17 protein-coding genes and 1 pseudogene are annotated in these 15,663 nt (G+C 36.1%); 5 read left to right on the forward strand and 13 right to left on the reverse strand.

Annotation, left to right across the window (positions count from 1 at the left end):
• The first annotated feature begins 242 nt into the window (after positions 1 to 242).
• The 3 genes from SAGCYANO_RS34885 (at position 243) to SAGCYANO_RS50950 (ending at position 1,695) form a co-directional block, all read left to right on the forward strand.
• Positions 243 to 992 carry an ATP-binding cassette domain-containing protein gene (locus SAGCYANO_RS34885; protein WP_202224246.1) on the forward strand — a complete coding sequence of 250 codons (750 nt, stop codon included), beginning with the start codon at positions 243 to 245 and terminating at the stop codon, positions 990 to 992.
• A gap of 288 nt (positions 993 to 1,280) precedes the next feature.
• Complete coding sequence (locus SAGCYANO_RS34890; protein ID WP_202224247.1) at positions 1,281 to 1,448, forward strand: hypothetical protein; 168 nt, start codon at positions 1,281 to 1,283, stop codon at positions 1,446 to 1,448.
• Positions 1,449 to 1,500: 52 nt separating this feature from the next.
• Complete coding sequence (locus SAGCYANO_RS50950) at positions 1,501 to 1,695, forward strand: hypothetical protein (RefSeq protein WP_375340049.1); 195 nt, start codon at positions 1,501 to 1,503, stop codon at positions 1,693 to 1,695.
• A gap of 574 nt (positions 1,696 to 2,269) precedes the next feature.
• On the opposite strand, the gene SAGCYANO_RS34900 is transcribed toward SAGCYANO_RS50950, so the two are convergent.
• A complete protein-coding gene (locus SAGCYANO_RS34900) occupies positions 2,270 to 3,025 on the reverse strand; it encodes a response regulator transcription factor (protein ID WP_202224248.1) in 756 nt (251 codons plus the stop codon).
• Between the two features lie 1,032 nt (positions 3,026 to 4,057).
• Between SAGCYANO_RS34900 and SAGCYANO_RS34905 the strand changes: the two genes are divergently transcribed.
• A complete protein-coding gene (locus tag SAGCYANO_RS34905; protein WP_202224249.1) occupies positions 4,058 to 4,312 on the forward strand; it encodes a DUF6761 family protein in 255 nt (84 codons plus the stop codon).
• Positions 4,313 to 4,403: 91 nt separating this feature from the next.
• Here SAGCYANO_RS34905 and grxD read toward each other — a convergent pair whose 3' ends face one another.
• From grxD to phnM, 8 genes and pseudogenes are all read right to left on the reverse strand, one after another.
• A complete protein-coding gene (gene grxD, locus SAGCYANO_RS34910) occupies positions 4,404 to 4,739 on the reverse strand; it encodes a Grx4 family monothiol glutaredoxin (RefSeq protein ID WP_202224250.1) in 336 nt (111 codons plus the stop codon).
• 271 nt (positions 4,740 to 5,010) lie between these two features.
• The gene (locus SAGCYANO_RS34915; protein ID WP_202224251.1) at positions 5,011 to 5,268 is read right to left on the reverse strand and encodes a BolA family protein; all 258 of its coding nucleotides are present in this window, start codon (positions 5,266 to 5,268) and stop codon (positions 5,011 to 5,013) included.
• Positions 5,269 to 5,304: 36 nt separating this feature from the next.
• Positions 5,305 to 5,985, reverse strand: a complete 681-nt coding sequence (locus tag SAGCYANO_RS34920) for a hypothetical protein (protein ID WP_202224252.1) — start codon at positions 5,983 to 5,985, stop codon at positions 5,305 to 5,307.
• 265 nt (positions 5,986 to 6,250) lie between these two features.
• Positions 6,251 to 6,397 (reverse strand): hypothetical protein, encoded by a 147-nt coding sequence (locus SAGCYANO_RS46365; RefSeq protein ID WP_237396995.1) that lies wholly within the window; start codon positions 6,395 to 6,397, stop codon positions 6,251 to 6,253.
• 12 nt (positions 6,398 to 6,409) lie between these two features.
• Positions 6,410 to 6,523 (reverse strand): annotated as a pseudogene (locus SAGCYANO_RS48450) (HAD-IA family hydrolase); the annotation flags it as partial.
• A complete protein-coding gene (locus SAGCYANO_RS34925) occupies positions 6,514 to 6,927 on the reverse strand; it encodes an HAD hydrolase-like protein (RefSeq protein ID WP_255502831.1) in 414 nt (137 codons plus the stop codon). The pseudogene SAGCYANO_RS48450 and the gene SAGCYANO_RS34925, both read right to left, overlap by 10 nt.
• Before the next feature lie 383 nt (positions 6,928 to 7,310).
• Positions 7,311 to 7,886 carry a phosphonate degradation HD-domain oxygenase gene (locus SAGCYANO_RS34930; protein ID WP_202224253.1) on the reverse strand — a complete coding sequence of 192 codons (576 nt, stop codon included), beginning with the start codon at positions 7,884 to 7,886 and terminating at the stop codon, positions 7,311 to 7,313.
• Positions 7,887 to 8,531: 645 nt separating this feature from the next.
• Positions 8,532 to 9,668: a phosphonate metabolism protein PhnM gene (phnM, locus tag SAGCYANO_RS34935; RefSeq protein WP_202224254.1), complete on the reverse strand. Its 1,137-nt coding sequence runs from the start codon at positions 9,666 to 9,668 to the stop codon at positions 8,532 to 8,534.
• Between the two features lie 128 nt (positions 9,669 to 9,796).
• On the opposite strand from phnM, the gene SAGCYANO_RS34940 reads away from it, so the two are divergent.
• Complete coding sequence (locus SAGCYANO_RS34940; RefSeq protein WP_202224255.1) at positions 9,797 to 10,090, forward strand: Dabb family protein; 294 nt, start codon at positions 9,797 to 9,799, stop codon at positions 10,088 to 10,090.
• A gap of 328 nt (positions 10,091 to 10,418) precedes the next feature.
• Here the strand turns inward: SAGCYANO_RS34940 and phnL are convergent, their stop codons facing one another.
• From phnL to SAGCYANO_RS34960, 4 genes are all read right to left on the reverse strand, one after another.
• Complete coding sequence (gene phnL, locus SAGCYANO_RS34945) at positions 10,419 to 11,156, reverse strand: phosphonate C-P lyase system protein PhnL (RefSeq protein WP_202224256.1); 738 nt, start codon at positions 11,154 to 11,156, stop codon at positions 10,419 to 10,421.
• A 699-nt stretch (positions 11,157 to 11,855) separates the two neighbouring features.
• A complete protein-coding gene (gene phnK, locus SAGCYANO_RS34950; protein ID WP_202224257.1) occupies positions 11,856 to 12,629 on the reverse strand; it encodes a phosphonate C-P lyase system protein PhnK in 774 nt (257 codons plus the stop codon).
• 293 nt (positions 12,630 to 12,922) lie between these two features.
• Positions 12,923 to 13,852 carry an alpha-D-ribose 1-methylphosphonate 5-phosphate C-P-lyase PhnJ gene (locus SAGCYANO_RS34955; RefSeq protein ID WP_202224258.1) on the reverse strand — a complete coding sequence of 310 codons (930 nt, stop codon included), beginning with the start codon at positions 13,850 to 13,852 and terminating at the stop codon, positions 12,923 to 12,925.
• Between the two features lie 501 nt (positions 13,853 to 14,353).
• Positions 14,354 to 15,424 (reverse strand): carbon-phosphorus lyase complex subunit PhnI, encoded by a 1,071-nt coding sequence (locus SAGCYANO_RS34960; protein WP_202224259.1) that lies wholly within the window; start codon positions 15,422 to 15,424, stop codon positions 14,354 to 14,356.
• Between the last annotated feature and the right edge of the window lie 239 nt (positions 15,425 to 15,663).

Genomic DNA, 15,663 nt, shown 5'->3' on the forward strand with positions numbered 1-15,663 from the left:
ATGAGGGATGAGGGATGAGGGATGAGGGATGAGGGGGAAGAGGGCATCCCCCCCTAGCCCTCCTTTGAAAGGGGGGAGGTAGAAGAGAAGGAAGAACGAAGAACCGAATTTTTGTTTATAGGTATCTCGATCGCCCCATCACCCCATCACCCCATCACCCCATCACCCCATCACCCCATCACCCCATCACTCCATCACCCCATCAGTGCAGGGTATTAAACTCATCAAAAAAAAGATAAAAAATGGGACGACAGCAGGGTCAACTATATTTAGACCAAGTAAGTTTGACCGCTCCAGTTAGCTCTCAGTATTTACTGAAAGATATTTCTTTTGCTGTAGAAAAAGGTGCTAGAGTTGCGGTAGTAGGTAGTTCTGGAGCAGGTAAAACATCTCTATTACGATTATTAAATCGACTAAATTCCCCCACTTCTGGTTATATATATTTAGATAACCAGGACTATAGCAAGATTCCTGTTACTCAACTACGACAACAAGTGACAATGGTTTTGCAAGAGTCAAAACTTTTGGGTATGTCTGTAGCAGAAGCGATCGCTTATCCTTTAAAACTTAGAGGAATAAGGCCACCTGAAATTCAGCAAAGATGCGAATATTGGATACAGCAGTTGCATATTCCTCCCGACTGGTTATCTAGGTCAGAATTACAACTTTCAGTGGGGCAAAAACAGTTAGTAGCGATCGCCCGTGGTGCTGTTATTCAACCTAAAATTCTATTATTGGATGAACCTACCTCAGCTCTAGATGTTGGTACAGCAGATCGAGTTATAGAAGTGTTGAAAACATTAACGGAGAGTGAAGTAACGGTTATTATGGTTAACCATCAAATAGATTTAGCTCAACAGTTTTGTACACAATTGTTACATTTAGAGCAAGGAGAATTAATTGAAGACTCTCCTAGTAGTAAAGTTGATTGGGTTAAGTTACGCCATAGTATTATTCAGGCACAAAGACAAGAAACTGAGGAATGGAATTAGTCTAGTATTAGGGGAGTGGGGGAGTAGGGGAGTGGGGAGTGGGGAGTAGGGGAGTAGGGGAGTAGGGGAGTAGGGGAGATTGAAGTAATTATAGAGTTATAAACATATACAGCATATTTCGGGCAAATGAGGTACAAGCTTGAATGGTAAAATCATTGTAGGGCATCTTGCCCGCGACAGGTGTACCTCATAATAACGGGAACCGCTGTATGATATGACCAGATTCTATAAAGATATAAAATTTCACTTTGGGTAAATTTTCAGCCAAAATAGTAGTATGTTATAGAAGTGGTTTACGAATCTGTTGAAGTTAAATTAGATTTGTCAGAATCTCATGTAGCTTCTATAGATTTGGGAGTGAATAATTTGGCGACTGTAACATCAAATAAAAAAGGTTTTCAACCCTTAATTATTAACGGCAGACCAGTCAAATCAATTAATCAATTTCTTAAATAAGAAAAAGGGTAAACTACAGTCAGAATTAAAGGAGGCTAAAAGTAGTAATCGAATCAAAAGATTATCGACAAAAAGAAATTTAAAGATTGATGATTATCTGCATAAGATTAGCAGGTATATTATTAATCATCTGATAGTGTGGGAGATAGGAATTTTAGCAATAGGAAATAATCCTAACTGGAAACAAGGCATAAATCTTGGCAAAAAAAACAATCAAAATTTTGTTCAAATTCCTTTTTTAAGTTAATTGAACAACTAAAATACAAAGCCAAATTAGTAGGAATAAAAGTAATAATTAATGAAGAGAGTTATACTTCAATTGCTAGTTTTTTAGACTGGGACGACTTACCAGTCGATCAAAAAGGTGTCAAACACAGATTTAGTGGTAAACGAGTCAAAAGAGGACTTGATAAAGCTTCAAATGGTGTCAAATACAATGCTGATGTTAATGGAAGTTTAAACACCGATACGAAAAGTAGTCCCAAACGCTTTTAGCAATGGGATAGAGGAGCCAGTGCGTTGGGCGGGTCTCCCGACTTGAAGCAACTGGCGTGGTGTTGTAGTTCACCCCGTTAAGGTAACACTTAATTAAAACACTTGTCTAGGAATATTTTTCTATAGATTTAGTAACTATAAATTATACCTCTTTCTTTCTATATCCATAATTTATTAGTAACCGAAAAACTCCTTTCTAGCTACTGACTCCTGTATGGGCGCCATTCGTCAGCTATGGGTCAGCAAACGGCCGTTTGCTTCGCATAACTATCGTTAACGCCCCTACTGACTCCTATAAAATCATACACTTATTCAGCAACGCCGTATTAAGCAGGTGCAACTTTTTGAGGTTGTTTGTAGCTCTGATAATTCTGTTCCCATCTATTCATAGTTAAGATTTCTCGATTAAATCTATAACCTACATTTCTAACCGTCTGAATTAGACTAGGTTGGCGAGGGTCAATTTCTATTTTTTTTCGTAGAGATAGTACATGAGTGTCTATGGTACGAGGATTATCTATAGAGTCTGGCCATGCTCTGTGTAGTAAGTCTGAGCGAGTTAGGGGTACTCCCCCTGATTGAGCTAAGACATAAAGGAGACTAAATTCTTGGGGAGTTAAATCAATCAAACTACCTTTCAAGCTAACTCTACGATGTACTAAGTCAATAATCAAGTCACCATAATCTAGACTGATAGGTGGACTACAACTAATACTCCTCTGGCGACGTAGTAGTGCTTCTACTCTGGCCATAAATTCTTGCATACCAAAGGGTTTAGTGAGATAGTCATCTGCTCCAGATTTTAATCCTGCAACAATATCTGCTTCAGTTTTTTGTGAGGATAGCATAAAAATTAAGGACTGTTGCTGTTGCTGAACCCACTGACAAAATTCGAGACTATTGCCATCAGGTAGGTCAGCTTCCATAATTACTAGATTTGGGCAATGACTATTTATTAATTTTTTGGCATGATGAATATTCGCTGACTGATGTACCGAGTGGTTTGTTTGCTGCAAATGCCAACCAAGCAGCGATCGCAAACGCGGATTTCCTTCTACAATTAGAATACAAGCAGCTCCCACTTAAATTCCTACTCTGGCTTTTCCTATAATTAGCTACTGCTAAGTTAACATAAAGTCTAGTAACAGTTTTGTAACATAGGTCACTGCTTATATATTTCCTCTGCAAAATTGATCAAAAAATAAGGTCTCAAGCCTCCCCTTGGCTGCGCCGCGAGCTACCGCTCTACAAGGCAGGGTCAATTTATTGTCACCAGAAAAAAAAGGAGGGGGGTGGGAAGTGTGGGGACCCACCCCTAACCCCTCCTGGGAGGGGAATGTGGGGACTGTGGGAAGCACAGGAACTCAAAAAAATATAGGGTTGTAAATATTCTCTGACGACAAAGAATTAGTCCTGGCCTTTCAAGGGGATGAAAAAGCGGTCGTTTTGCTACGCAACATATAAAGCGGAGCTTCCCGAAGGGTGGGATGGCGTTTGCTATCGCAAAGCTGCGCTAAAAGCGAAGCGGCTCTGCCAAGAGCGGGTCCCCTCGCCATATCCAATGGACCAAGACAGCGGTCGTTTTGCTACGCAAACAGGCAGAGAGAGGTACTGATAACTGTTAACGAAGTTCCGACCATAGGAGGCTAACTGATAACTGATAAGTGAAATGACATACTCCCGGCGCTGAATCAAAGATTACAGCTCAGATATTTTGCACAACCAAAATCCAAGTTATTTAGTATTTTCAATATTTCACTGTATCACATATTTGATATTTTTGCCAATTCAAAAATCTTGAATTTATTTTGAAAATTAGCGGAATGTACAATAAATCTATTGTAGAAATAAGATGGACTGGTAATCAAAAGATTTATAAGTCTACTAAAGAGTTGAGGGGGTTGAGGAAATTGTTTTAAAATAAAAGCAGCAAGAATAATAGTCAAAAAAATGTTCAGCTATAAGTGTTGCTGTAATGTGTAATACCAACTTTATAGTTAATTAACACTAATCTAAAAAAACACTATTTAGTTGCACTAAAAATAAAATTACATTAACCTAAAGACTAGGTTTTAACTGAAAATATAACCATTAATTCTGAGAATAAAAAGGTCATGTTAACCGACGCTCTAACAATTCGCCACTATCAAAAACTCACTGACGCCCTCGTCGAAATGTGGAACCGTGGTTACCGCTATGAGGAGATGCGTATATATTTAGATGGCTACCTAGCATCTTTAAGAATCTCTAAAGCGATCGAACCATTTTTAATCCATAGATTAGAGGAAGAAACAACTCGCTACATATATGACCGTTCAAATTTTGAAATGCCAGCATTACAAACTGAAACTGAAATAGATTATTACTAAATTACAGTAGTTGGAATCTAAAAATGAAGGGTATTGAATAACGCCCTTCATTCTTTTTTTTAATAGTTTTAGAGTGACAAATGCAGAGTCTCTAAGAGGCTAAAGCAACTGCTACCTTTTGCTCTAGTTCTTCTTTATTGTTCTTGAACATTTCACTTATCACATCAGAGCCACCGATAAATTCGCCACTAATGTAAACCTGGGGAATTGTTGGCCAGTCAGAATAATGCTTAATTCCTTGACGAATTTCTGGATCTTCTAACACATCAAAAGTTTCATAGGTAGCTCCTAAAGTATTCAATATTTGTACAACATTGTTAGAGAAACCACACTGAGGCATAATTTTAGTACCCTTCATAAAAACCATAATTTTATTCTTAGTAACTAAGTCATCAATTTTTGCTTTCAATTCTGGAGTTAGAGTCATAGCTATTTCCTCAAATTAGATAGATGGTCATCAAAGCATTCAGCATTTAGGTGACATACTCCCACACTAACCATTGGGTATAGTGTGGGCTTCTCGTTTCCCAGTCCCGGTATTCCGTCGGACTCCACGAAGCTCTAAGGACGGAATGCTCTGCCGCCCTATTATAGATACTATTAATTTGCCTAATATGTTGAGGCAAATTATCAGAGTTAATTAATTATGGCTAATATAACCAAATAATCCTGTCAGCTTTGTAACTCAAAAGCAAAAATTAAGAAGTTTGCCCCACAGTTTCCCACTCTTGAGGTGTATAAGTTTTTAAAGCCAAAGCATGGATAGCTTCAGAAGCCATAGGTTCTTTTACAGCAGCATAAACCATTTGATGTTGTTTAACTCTAGTTTTTCCTTCAAACTGAGACGAAACAACAGTCGCTTGTAAGTGGTCGCCACCTCCTGTTAAGTCTTGGACTTGTACTTGAGCATCTGGCAACTCAGCTTTAATCATTAATTCAACTTCTTCTAGATTCATTGTTCTTCCCCTGTCAAATTACTGTTATTCTACATATTAATTAAGAGACTGGGATGAATTAGCAGGTTGGTCCTCTCCAGAGGATCTAGGATAGGGAATATCAACAAATCCTAATTCTAGTAATTGTTGGTAGGCTTTTTTCCCTAGATCGCGAGTGGGTTGCTGAGAGCTGATAATTTGAACAAGTAATGGTACTGCTAATTCAGGTTGGTTTTGCGCCCGGTGGACTAAAGCTAACTGATAAGTGGCCTGGTCTCTCATTTGAGCAGTTTCTAATGCTTTGGTACGTTGGTCATCTGCCAGACGATTATCTATACCAGAAAAACTGGCAGCTAATTGACTATAAAAATTAGACAGTTGATTAAATATTTGACGAGCTTCTTGAAGTTTCTGACTAGCTAAATCATAATTCTCTGAGGCAATGGCATCGTCAGCTTCGCTCATTAAACGTTGTCCTCCCTGAAGACTCAGAAGACTATTTTGTTCATTTAAAGGACGAGCATTTTCGGGTTGTGTGGGTTGTATTGGTTGAACTGTAGAAGGAGGAAAGTTTGGGTCTGTGGAGTTTTCTGGTGGAACTTGAATCGGAATTTCTTGCTGTGCGGAATTTTCAGATTGAGCATTCAGTGGTTGTTGTAAAAGAATGAAAGCTGCCGTAATTAGGAGAGTAAAGCCGAATTTGGAGCGAATTAAAGGAATAGGTTGAGTAAATATCATAATTATTTAGTGAGTTCGTATAAATAAAAAACTATTTTTAGATATACTATCACTGTTTCAAAAATATATGGTTTTGAAGAAGGTTGTAGGTTGTAGGTTGTAGGTTGTAGGTTGTAGGTTAATGTTTCTATCTTAATAAATAGGGGATTAAACTCTGAAGGTGAAGAAAAAAATCCTTTTAACTAATCTTCTTATTTATAAGAAGAGGTAATTCTAAATTCTAAATTCTAAATTCTAAATTCTAAATTCTTGAATTCTTCCTTCTTCAAAAAAATGGTGGTAGTTGCCATAATTGGGGTTGAAATTCTGTTAAGGAATTAAGAATTTGATGGGCGGAATAAAATAAGGTTTTATCCATGTCAGGATCGGGTACAACTACTACGGACATTCCTGCTGCTAAGGCAGCTTCCATTCCTGCTAAAGAGTCTTCAAATACTAAACAATTTTTGGGAGAAGCACCTAATTTTTCGGCAGCTATTAAGAAAATATCTGGTGCTGGTTTTCCATGTTTAAGATTAGGGTCATCTCCTACAACAATATGATTAAATAATTGGAACCATTCTTGATGATTTTTGTTTTTAAATTAAATGGTTCTTTGGAAGAACTGGTAGCTACAGCTTGAGGTATTTTATTTTGATATAAATGTTGGGTAAGATGAACTGCACCCGGCATTGGTTTTGCTTCAGGGAAGCGTTGATATGTGAGGGTATTTCTTTGTTGAAGATAATCTTCAGGAGTGACGGGTAGTTCTAATATTTCTACAATTGCTTTGGCAGAATCAATTGATTTTCTACCAGTAATTTTGCACTTAGTTTGTTTATCGAAAATTTTGCTATAACGGCTGGTAATTTCTGAATTTACCTGAGCATGAATTGATTCTGTATCTAGAAGTAAACCGTCTAAGTCATAAATAACATGAGTAATTTTTTGGAAGTTATTCATCAGTTTTTTATAGTTATAATTAATTTGTTATACCGTTTTTACAAGTTTTTGCTATAAATGTTTAGTGTATTTTTAGTCGTAAGTATTCAGGGGAAATAAAATCTATCCTTTTAGTCAAATAGATATTCAAACAATTTATACCAAATTCATAATAAATGGAAGGAAATTGTAGGTGTGGCTCGATAGACTACTCAGGTTAAATGATGGGCTTTTACTCAGACTTTTAATTCTATAAAGCTGATAGCTGACTGCTGAATGCTTACATAAATATTACTAAATTATCATAGTTTTGTCTTTTTCTTTTGGGTTTAATAACCCGCTATCTACAGGATGTTTACAATTTGTTGGGCTTAATTATTCATCCATTTTTTCCTTTTTCCTTTTTACTTCTGTCTTCTTCCTTCTTCCTTCTTCCTTCTTCCTTCTTCAAGGATTATTTGAGTAAAGTGTTTTAAATCTGGAGTTTTAAAGCCAACAACTTTAGCTTTGTCATCCCAAATTCTTAGTTTTACTGCATCTTTTGCATAGGGTTGATGAATAAATTGAGCAGCAGCATCAGAAGAAAATATTCCTCCTTGTAATTCTAAACTTTGTTGAGAAGCTGGTGATAAATTTGAAAAATAGCTAGGTTTTGTCGCACAAAGATAACGTTTGGCTTCAACATGAAGGCGAATTGGTTCTGTTACAGCTTCACCAAATAAATGTTTTAAATATTGAATACTACGATATTCGTGATGGTCATTAATACCTTTGTTTGCAGCATCTTCTCCTAAGTCGTGAATTAGATGTCCTAAGTCGTGAAATAAGCAAGCCACAATTAGTTCATTATTGGCTTTTGCAGCTTCTGCTAAAGTAGCGCATTGAAGAGCGTGTTCTAGTTGAGTAATAGATTCTTGACCATATTGAATATGACCTTTTAAGGAAAGAATTGAAATGATTGTTTTTATATCAGGTTTCATTTTCATTTTGAGAGTAGGGAGTAGGTTCAACAATTAATAATTAATAATTAACAATGGAGTTAATTAAACGGATTTACTGTTGATTTTATAATTTTAGTAAATGAATATTGTACCGCTATTTGATGATGTTTTTTTGTGCTTATTTATTTCTGTGAAATGAGGGCTGTTTTAACCATTAAGCTGTTTTAACCATTAACTAGATTTTTTGACTAGGGTCATTTCAGTTATCAGTTGTAAAAATTTACTAGAGTAACCTTCATAATAAGTTTTAAAATTTTACTAAGGGGAATCACCCCATAAATTTTACAGCCTAAAATACTTAATTAATTTGGCATTTGATTTTGGCAAAATCTCCTTCATTAATGGATAATTGATAATTACCTCTGGTTAAAACCGTTACGGAATTGAATATAAGGAAATATTATTTCTTCTCTTGGTCGATTGGATATGGCGAGGATATCTCGCCATCCCACCCTTCGGGAAGCTGCGCTTTTCATGTCGCGTAGCGAAACGACAGCTTTTTTCCCCTTAAAAGGGGAGGCTTCAAGGCGCGAATTATTTAATTATTAATTATTAATTGTTAATTATTAATTATTCGATAAATTAAGACTTAAAAAAAATCCTCCCTTTGGCAAAATTAACAGTTTAAGCAACACGACGACCATTAATGATCGCTGAAGTTAAATGGGGGACTACACCATCATCATGTACCGTAATTAAATCAGCACGTTTTCCAACTTCTAAACTTCCTCTATCGTGAGATAAATTAATAGTTTTAGCCGGATTAATTGTCACTAACTTCATCGCTTCATATAAAGGTTTACCAATTTTATGACTAATAATAAAAATAGATTGTAATAGACTCCGAGGTACATAATCTGAAGAAATGACATCTACTAAATTTTGCTCTACCAATTCCATTGCAGATACATTTCCAGAATGGGAACCTCCTAATACTAAATTCGGTGCCCCCATCAATACTTGTAATCCAGAATTATGAGCTTCTTTTGCTGCTTCTAAGGTAGTTGGAAATTCGGCTAAAATTGCTCCATTTTCTAAAGATTCTTGTACATGACTTATTGTTGCATCATCGTGAGTAGCTAGAGAAATACCGTTTTGTTTTGCTAATTCAACTAATGCTTGACGATTTTTAATAGCATATTGTTGTTGAGTTCCCTGACGATGGGCAATATATTTATTCATTTCTACTTCGCTAATTCCATACTTACCCATGTAATATTCTTTATATTTTTCCACATTCACAAATTGTCTTTGGCCAGGAGTATGATCCATCAAAGACATGAGAGAAAGAAATGGATTATTTGCATATTTTTGCGCAGCAGTAAATATACCTTCAAAAGAAACTTCACAGCGTAAATGTAGCCGATGATCTGTCAGAAATCTACCTGTTTTTTGCCCCTCAAAAATAGCTTCAATCATTTCACCAAAACGCTTAACTCTAACAGAATTAGGTTTAATATCTCCAATAGCGATCGCGTCACAAACTGTTGTAATTCCAGAACTAATTAAGTCTCGGTCGTGGTAAGATACTGCTGCTTTTAAAGGCCATTTTACAGCAGGACGAGGAGACATACATTTTTCTAGGTTATCTGTATGAAGTTCTATTAATCCAGGCATTAAATATTCTCTTTGCCCATCTTGACCAAGATTAACAATTCCTGGCTGAATTTCGGCTATTTTTCCATCACGAACTATTAGAGTACCAATAGTTTCTTGGTCTGGTAATTGTAGGCGATAGTTTGTGTAAATCTGTTCGTTCATGTTTTTTTTATCGACAGTCAATTTTAAATGAACCAATAATCTTAAATGAACCGATTGGAATTTTAATTTCTCTATAGTAATTTCAATTTCTGTTAAAATACAGGGGCAGTTTTGAAAGATTAATTTATATGATAATACATATAGTTTTATTTAAGTGGCAGCCAGATATTTCAGCAGAAACTATTACTTCGGTTATGTCAGCTTTGAAAGGGATGAAAGGGAAAGTCCCGGAAATAATTGATTTATCTTGTGGGAATAATTTCTCGGAGCTTTCTCAAGGCTTTCATAATGCTTTAGTAGTCCAATTTAAGGATAAAACTGCTCTTGATGCTTATGCAAAAAATGCCCATCATCAAGAAATTATTAAGACTTTGATTAAGCCAATTTTGGCAGATAAAATTACTATTGATTATGAAGTTTAACTGTAAACATTCAGCTATTAATTTAGTTGCCCTTGAAGGAGGAATTAAAGTTGTAAAGTTTAACAGAATTAAGAGGATATCTGAAAAGTTTTTTGATACTGAATTTTGCCCCCCGAGCAAGCCAATTTGGGGGGGGGACAAGAGTCAATTTGCTTGCTCTAGTTCCCCTTTATTAATCCCCCTCCCGTCCCCCTTGGAAAGGGGGAAGTCAGAGGATGCTGCGCTTTTTTTTGAAAGGGGGATTTAGGGGGCTTGGATGTAGCAGAAGGGACTTCTCAGACAACCTCTAACTATTAACTATAAATTTTAATGCCTACCTACTTATTAGCTAAATTCCAAACAGAATTTCTCTGGTACAAAGCCTTCTTTTGACTTCTTCATCATGGAAAATTCCGATTAAACCACACCCATTAACTAGGCGTTTTTCTAAAAGTTCAATTACTACTTGACGATTGACAGAATCTAGAGCTGATGTTGGCTCATCTAATAATAAAATTGGATAATCAACTGTTAAACTTCTGGCTAGATTCACTCGTTGTTTTTCACCTCCAGAAAAAGTAGTAGGGGAAAGATGCCAAAGACGTTTTGGTAAATTCAATATTTCAAATAATTCTGCCACTTTTTGATAGGCGACTTTTGGCTCAATTCCTAATTCTAATAAAGGCTCTGCTGCTACTTCTAAAGCTGGCACACGAGGAATTACTCGTAAAAATTGACTGACATAGCCAATAGTATTTTTTCGTACTTCTAATATTTGATGGGGTGCTAATTTAGGAATATCGACCCAGGTAGATTTATGTTTGATAAAAACCGAACCTTTATCGACTCGATAGTTACCGTAAAGGCAGCGCATAAATGTAGATTTTCCCGAACCAGACTTACCGGATAAAGCAATACATTCTCCTGGTGTTAAACTGAGAGAAAGATTTTTTAAGACTGATAATTTTACTCCACCTTGGTTGTGTAAAGTAAAGCTTTTTTCTAATGCTTCTGCTTTTAATAATAAAGAGCTTTCTAGGAAAGTATTTTCTGGCTGATTATTTGCTGTTAGTAGTTGAATAGTCATTTCAGTTATCAGTTATCAGTTATCAGTTATCAGTTAGCCTCCTCCGGAGGAGCTACGCTTTTTCCTATCGGAATGCTCCGCAAACATGTCGCGGAGCGTTAACGGAGTTGTGCGCTAGCAAAACAGTACCTCTGCAATAAGGAGGCTATTTCAGTTATCAATTATCAGTACCTCTGCAATAAGGAGGCTATTTCAGTTATCAGTTATCAGTTATCAGTTATCAGTTATCAGTACCTCTACAATAAGAAGGCTATTTCAGTTATCAATTATCAGTATCTCTCCAATAAGAAGGCTATTTCAGTTATCAGTTATCAGTACCTCTACAATAAGAAGGCTATTTCAGTTATCAATTATCAGTATCTCTCCAATAAGAAGGCTTGAAATACTGAAGTTAACTTTAACTTTTTTCATCACCTTAAAAGGGGAGGCTGTTAAAGCGTGAATATATACAAGAAATTAAAGTTTTTTTCTTGCTCTTAAACCTTCCTGGCTCTTCCTTCTTCCTTCTTCCTTCTTCCTTACATTTTTTGGCAGAAGTCAGGAATAGGCAAAAGAAAATTTGTGTCAACCCAAGTGTGAATATATACAGAAAATTTAAGTTTTTTTACTCTTAACTCTTCCTGCCTTTTCCCTCTTCCCTCTTCCTTCTTCCCTCTTCCTTCTTCCTTCTTCCTTACCTTATGCCGGACACAATATAACTCATGGAATTAATGTTGAACTAACTAATTTTTGAGTATAGGAATGTTGAGGGTCATCTAATACTTGGTCAGTCAAACCAGACTCAACAATTTGCCCATTTTTCATTACTAATAAACGGTGAGCAAGTAATCTAATTACCCCTAAATCATGGGTAACTAAAATTACACTTAAACTGAGAGTTCGCACCAGAGAACGAATTAAATCTAATAAACGAGCTTGTACCGAAACATCTAAACCTCCAGTAGGTTCATCCATTAATATTAACCTCGGTTTTGTCACTAAAACACGAGCTAGTTGTAAACGTTGTTGCATCCCTCCAGAAAACATTTTTGGTAAGTCATCTATTCTATTAATATCTATTTCTACTTGCCTTAACCAATAAGCTGCCTCTTCCCGAATTTTTCCATAATTTTTTACTCCGATATTCATTAAACGTTCGCCAATATTTGCTCCAGCAGTTACATTCATTCGCAAACCATCACGAGGATTTTGTTGAACAAACCCCCATTCATTTCGCCTTAATAAACGGCGACGAGTTTCTGATAGTTTTGGCAGTGTTAATACTTCTCCACTAGAGGTAGTATAAGTGATATTTCCACCTTCAATTGGTATGTATCCTCCAATAGCATTTAATAAAGTAGATTTACCTGAACCTGATTCTCCTACTATTCCTAAAACTTGGGCAGGATACATATTGAAAGAAACACGGTCACAAGCTTTTATATTTCTATAAAACTTACTCAATTTTTCAACATTTAATAATGGTTCCATCATTCACCCCGATCGAGTTTTAATTTGGTTTTTATACTTCTTTTCTATCTGGACTTTTGGGTTTAATACCCCGCCGTCTACACGGTGCTTACAATTGGTTTGGGTTATTCAGACACGAAGTGGCGTGTCATTTCAGTTATCAGTTATCAGTACCTCTAGTTAAAGTATTGGGATTGAAATATTGAACTTGATTTTCTCTTGGTCTCATGGATATGGCGAGGTTTCCTCGCCATCTCTCGACCGCTTTTTCATCTCCTTGAAAGGGGAGACTATTGATTTTATTTTTTGGTCAAAGACTATCCCCATCCACTTTTTCCTTTTTCCTTTTTCCTTCTTCCTTCTTCAAGTTGTATTTGCCGTTGATGACAATAATCTGTATCAGAACAAACCCACATTTTATTACCTAGATCGTCTATCAAAATTTCATCCAAAAAACTTTCTGTAGAACCACACAACTCACAAGCTTTATTCCATTTTTCCACAGTAAAAGGATAGTCTTCAAAATCTAAACTTTTTACCTGAGTATAAGGAGGTATTGCGTAAATTCGCTTCTCTCTTCCCGCACCAAAAAGTTGTAAAGCAGGTAAATAATTCATCTTAGGATTATCAAATCGTGGGATAGGAGTCGGACTCATTATATAACGGTCATTTACCATTACTGGATAATCATGGGTCGTAGCAAAATCTCCTAATCTCGTAATATCTTCATACAATTTTACATACATTGCTCCATAATCTTCTAAAGCATGCATTTTTCTAGTTTCTTTTTCAGAGGGTTCTAACCATCTCAATGGCTCCGGGATAGGCACTTGATAAACAATAATTTGACCTTCCTGAAGTGGAGTTTCTGGAATCCGATGGCGGGTTTGAATAATTGTTGCTTCTGTGGTTTTTTCTGTTGTTTCTATTCCACAAACTTTCACAAAAAAGCGACGAATATTTACGGCATTTGTTGTATCATCCGCTCCTTGGTCAATTACTTTTAAAATGTCTTTTTTTCCAATGATTGAAGCTGTAACTTGAATGCCACCCGTACCCCATCCATAGGACATTGGCATTTCTCTAGAACCGAAAGGTATTTGATGACCAGGAATGGCGACTGCTTTGAGTAAAGTACGACGAATAGAACGTTTTGTTTGTTCGTCTAAATAGGCAAAGTTAAAACCTTTTTCTGGTGAGTTATTTACTTTGCCATTTGAGATTTCTAGATTTTGGTTATTTAACATATAGATGGTATCTTCATAAATATTAAATTTTTTAGCTAGGAGACAGGAGACAGGAGACAGGAGACAGGAGGGAAGAGGGAATAGGCAACAGAAATTCGTAGTAAACATTTATCAAACTGTTATTAGGACTCAGTAGTCAGGAGTCAGAATAAATAACTTAAATATCAGGTGGTAGTGTATTGTAATTGTCGTGCATTGTCATTATTTTTATTACGAGAATAGTGGGAGCATCTTGCTCCCGTGTCAGGTATTCCTTGCTCCCGTGCCAGGTATTCTTTGAGTCAATCCTCTTCTTTTCAAGGAGAAATAATTGTTAATTGTTAATTTTCATTATTAATTGTTGAACACCTAATACTAAGAGTGAGAAAAGAATGCTTAACCTAGGCGAGACTTCAATTATTAACTAATTAATACTATAGAATAAAATTAGGTAATTAATTTTGCCTAAGCAATTAATTGTTAATTATTAATTATTCATTATTAATTATTAATTATTCATTATTAAATGTGTTCCTTCCGCAGCTTTCTAATTAAATTTATTTCTGCTTGAAAATCAATATAGTGAGGTAACTTTGAATGCTGTACAAACCCTTGAGCTTGAACATTATCTGAGTGATACAAAACAAACTCCGGGTCTTGAGCAGGTCCTTGTATTTCCTCCCCTAATTCTTTAGCTTGCATGGCACGGTCCACTAACGCCATTGACATAGCTTTACGTTCGTTATAGCCAAAAGTTAAACCATAACCACGGGTAAGTTGTGGTGCTGCTTCCTTACTACCTGTAAACATATTTACATTTTCAGCTTCAGTAATAGTAATCTCAGCGATCGCTATTTCAAAACCCAATTCTTCTGGACAAATAAACACCTCAACTTCGCCCATTTTAATTTCTCCAGCGAAGGGATGGGTACGACCATAACCCCTCTGAGTTGAATATCCTAAACTAAGTAAAAAACCCTCATCTGCACGAGCTAAATTTTGTAATCTTGCATCTCTTTCAGCAGGTAATTTTAGAGGTTTTCTTGTTAAGTCATAAGGTTGTTTATCATCCTCTGTTTTTTCCTCATAAACTAATCCTTCTTTTTCTAAAATATTCATTACCCTGGGAAGATTTTCATCTAAGTTTAAATTTTGGCTTTGAGGTGCAGTATAACTATTTCCTTCCGCAGCTAATTTAAAGTCTAATAGTCGATGAATATAATCAAAAGTTGGTCCTAAATATTGACCTCCGGGAATATCTTTAAATATTGCAGAAATTCGCCGTCGAATCTTCATTTTGCTAGTATCTAATGGTTGACTATAATAAAGTCTTGGTAAAGTCGTTCGATATGCTCTTAATAAAAATATTGCTTCAACTAAATCGCCCCATGATTGTTTAATTGCTAAAGCAGCTAAGTCTGCATCGTATAGTGCACCTTCGCACATTACTCTATCTACTGCCAGGGTAAGTTGTTGTTTAATTTGCTCTAAACTTAGTTCAGAAATATTGGGGTCTCCACGCCGTAAAGCTTGCAATAATGCTTCGGCATTTTTGATTGCTTTTTCTCCACCTTTTACTGCTACATAAGCCATGTTTTTTTGCCTCCATTTTTTCTCTTACCTAAGCATTTCCTGCGGAATGCTGCGCAAACAGCGGTCAGCAATTCAGCTATCAGCTTTATTACTTTTTGTTGACAACTAAAGCTAGTCGTTCTTATGCTTCAATTCTCTGCTTGAAAATATAGTAGAAATTAAGAGGTTGTCTGAGAAGTCCCTTATGCTACATCCAAGCCCCCGCGCATACCCCAAAATTGGGGGATTTTTAGAAGCAA

This window comes from Okeania sp. KiyG1, from assembly GCF_014132355.1.
Classification (GTDB): domain Bacteria; phylum Cyanobacteriota; class Cyanobacteriia; order Cyanobacteriales; family Microcoleaceae; genus Okeania.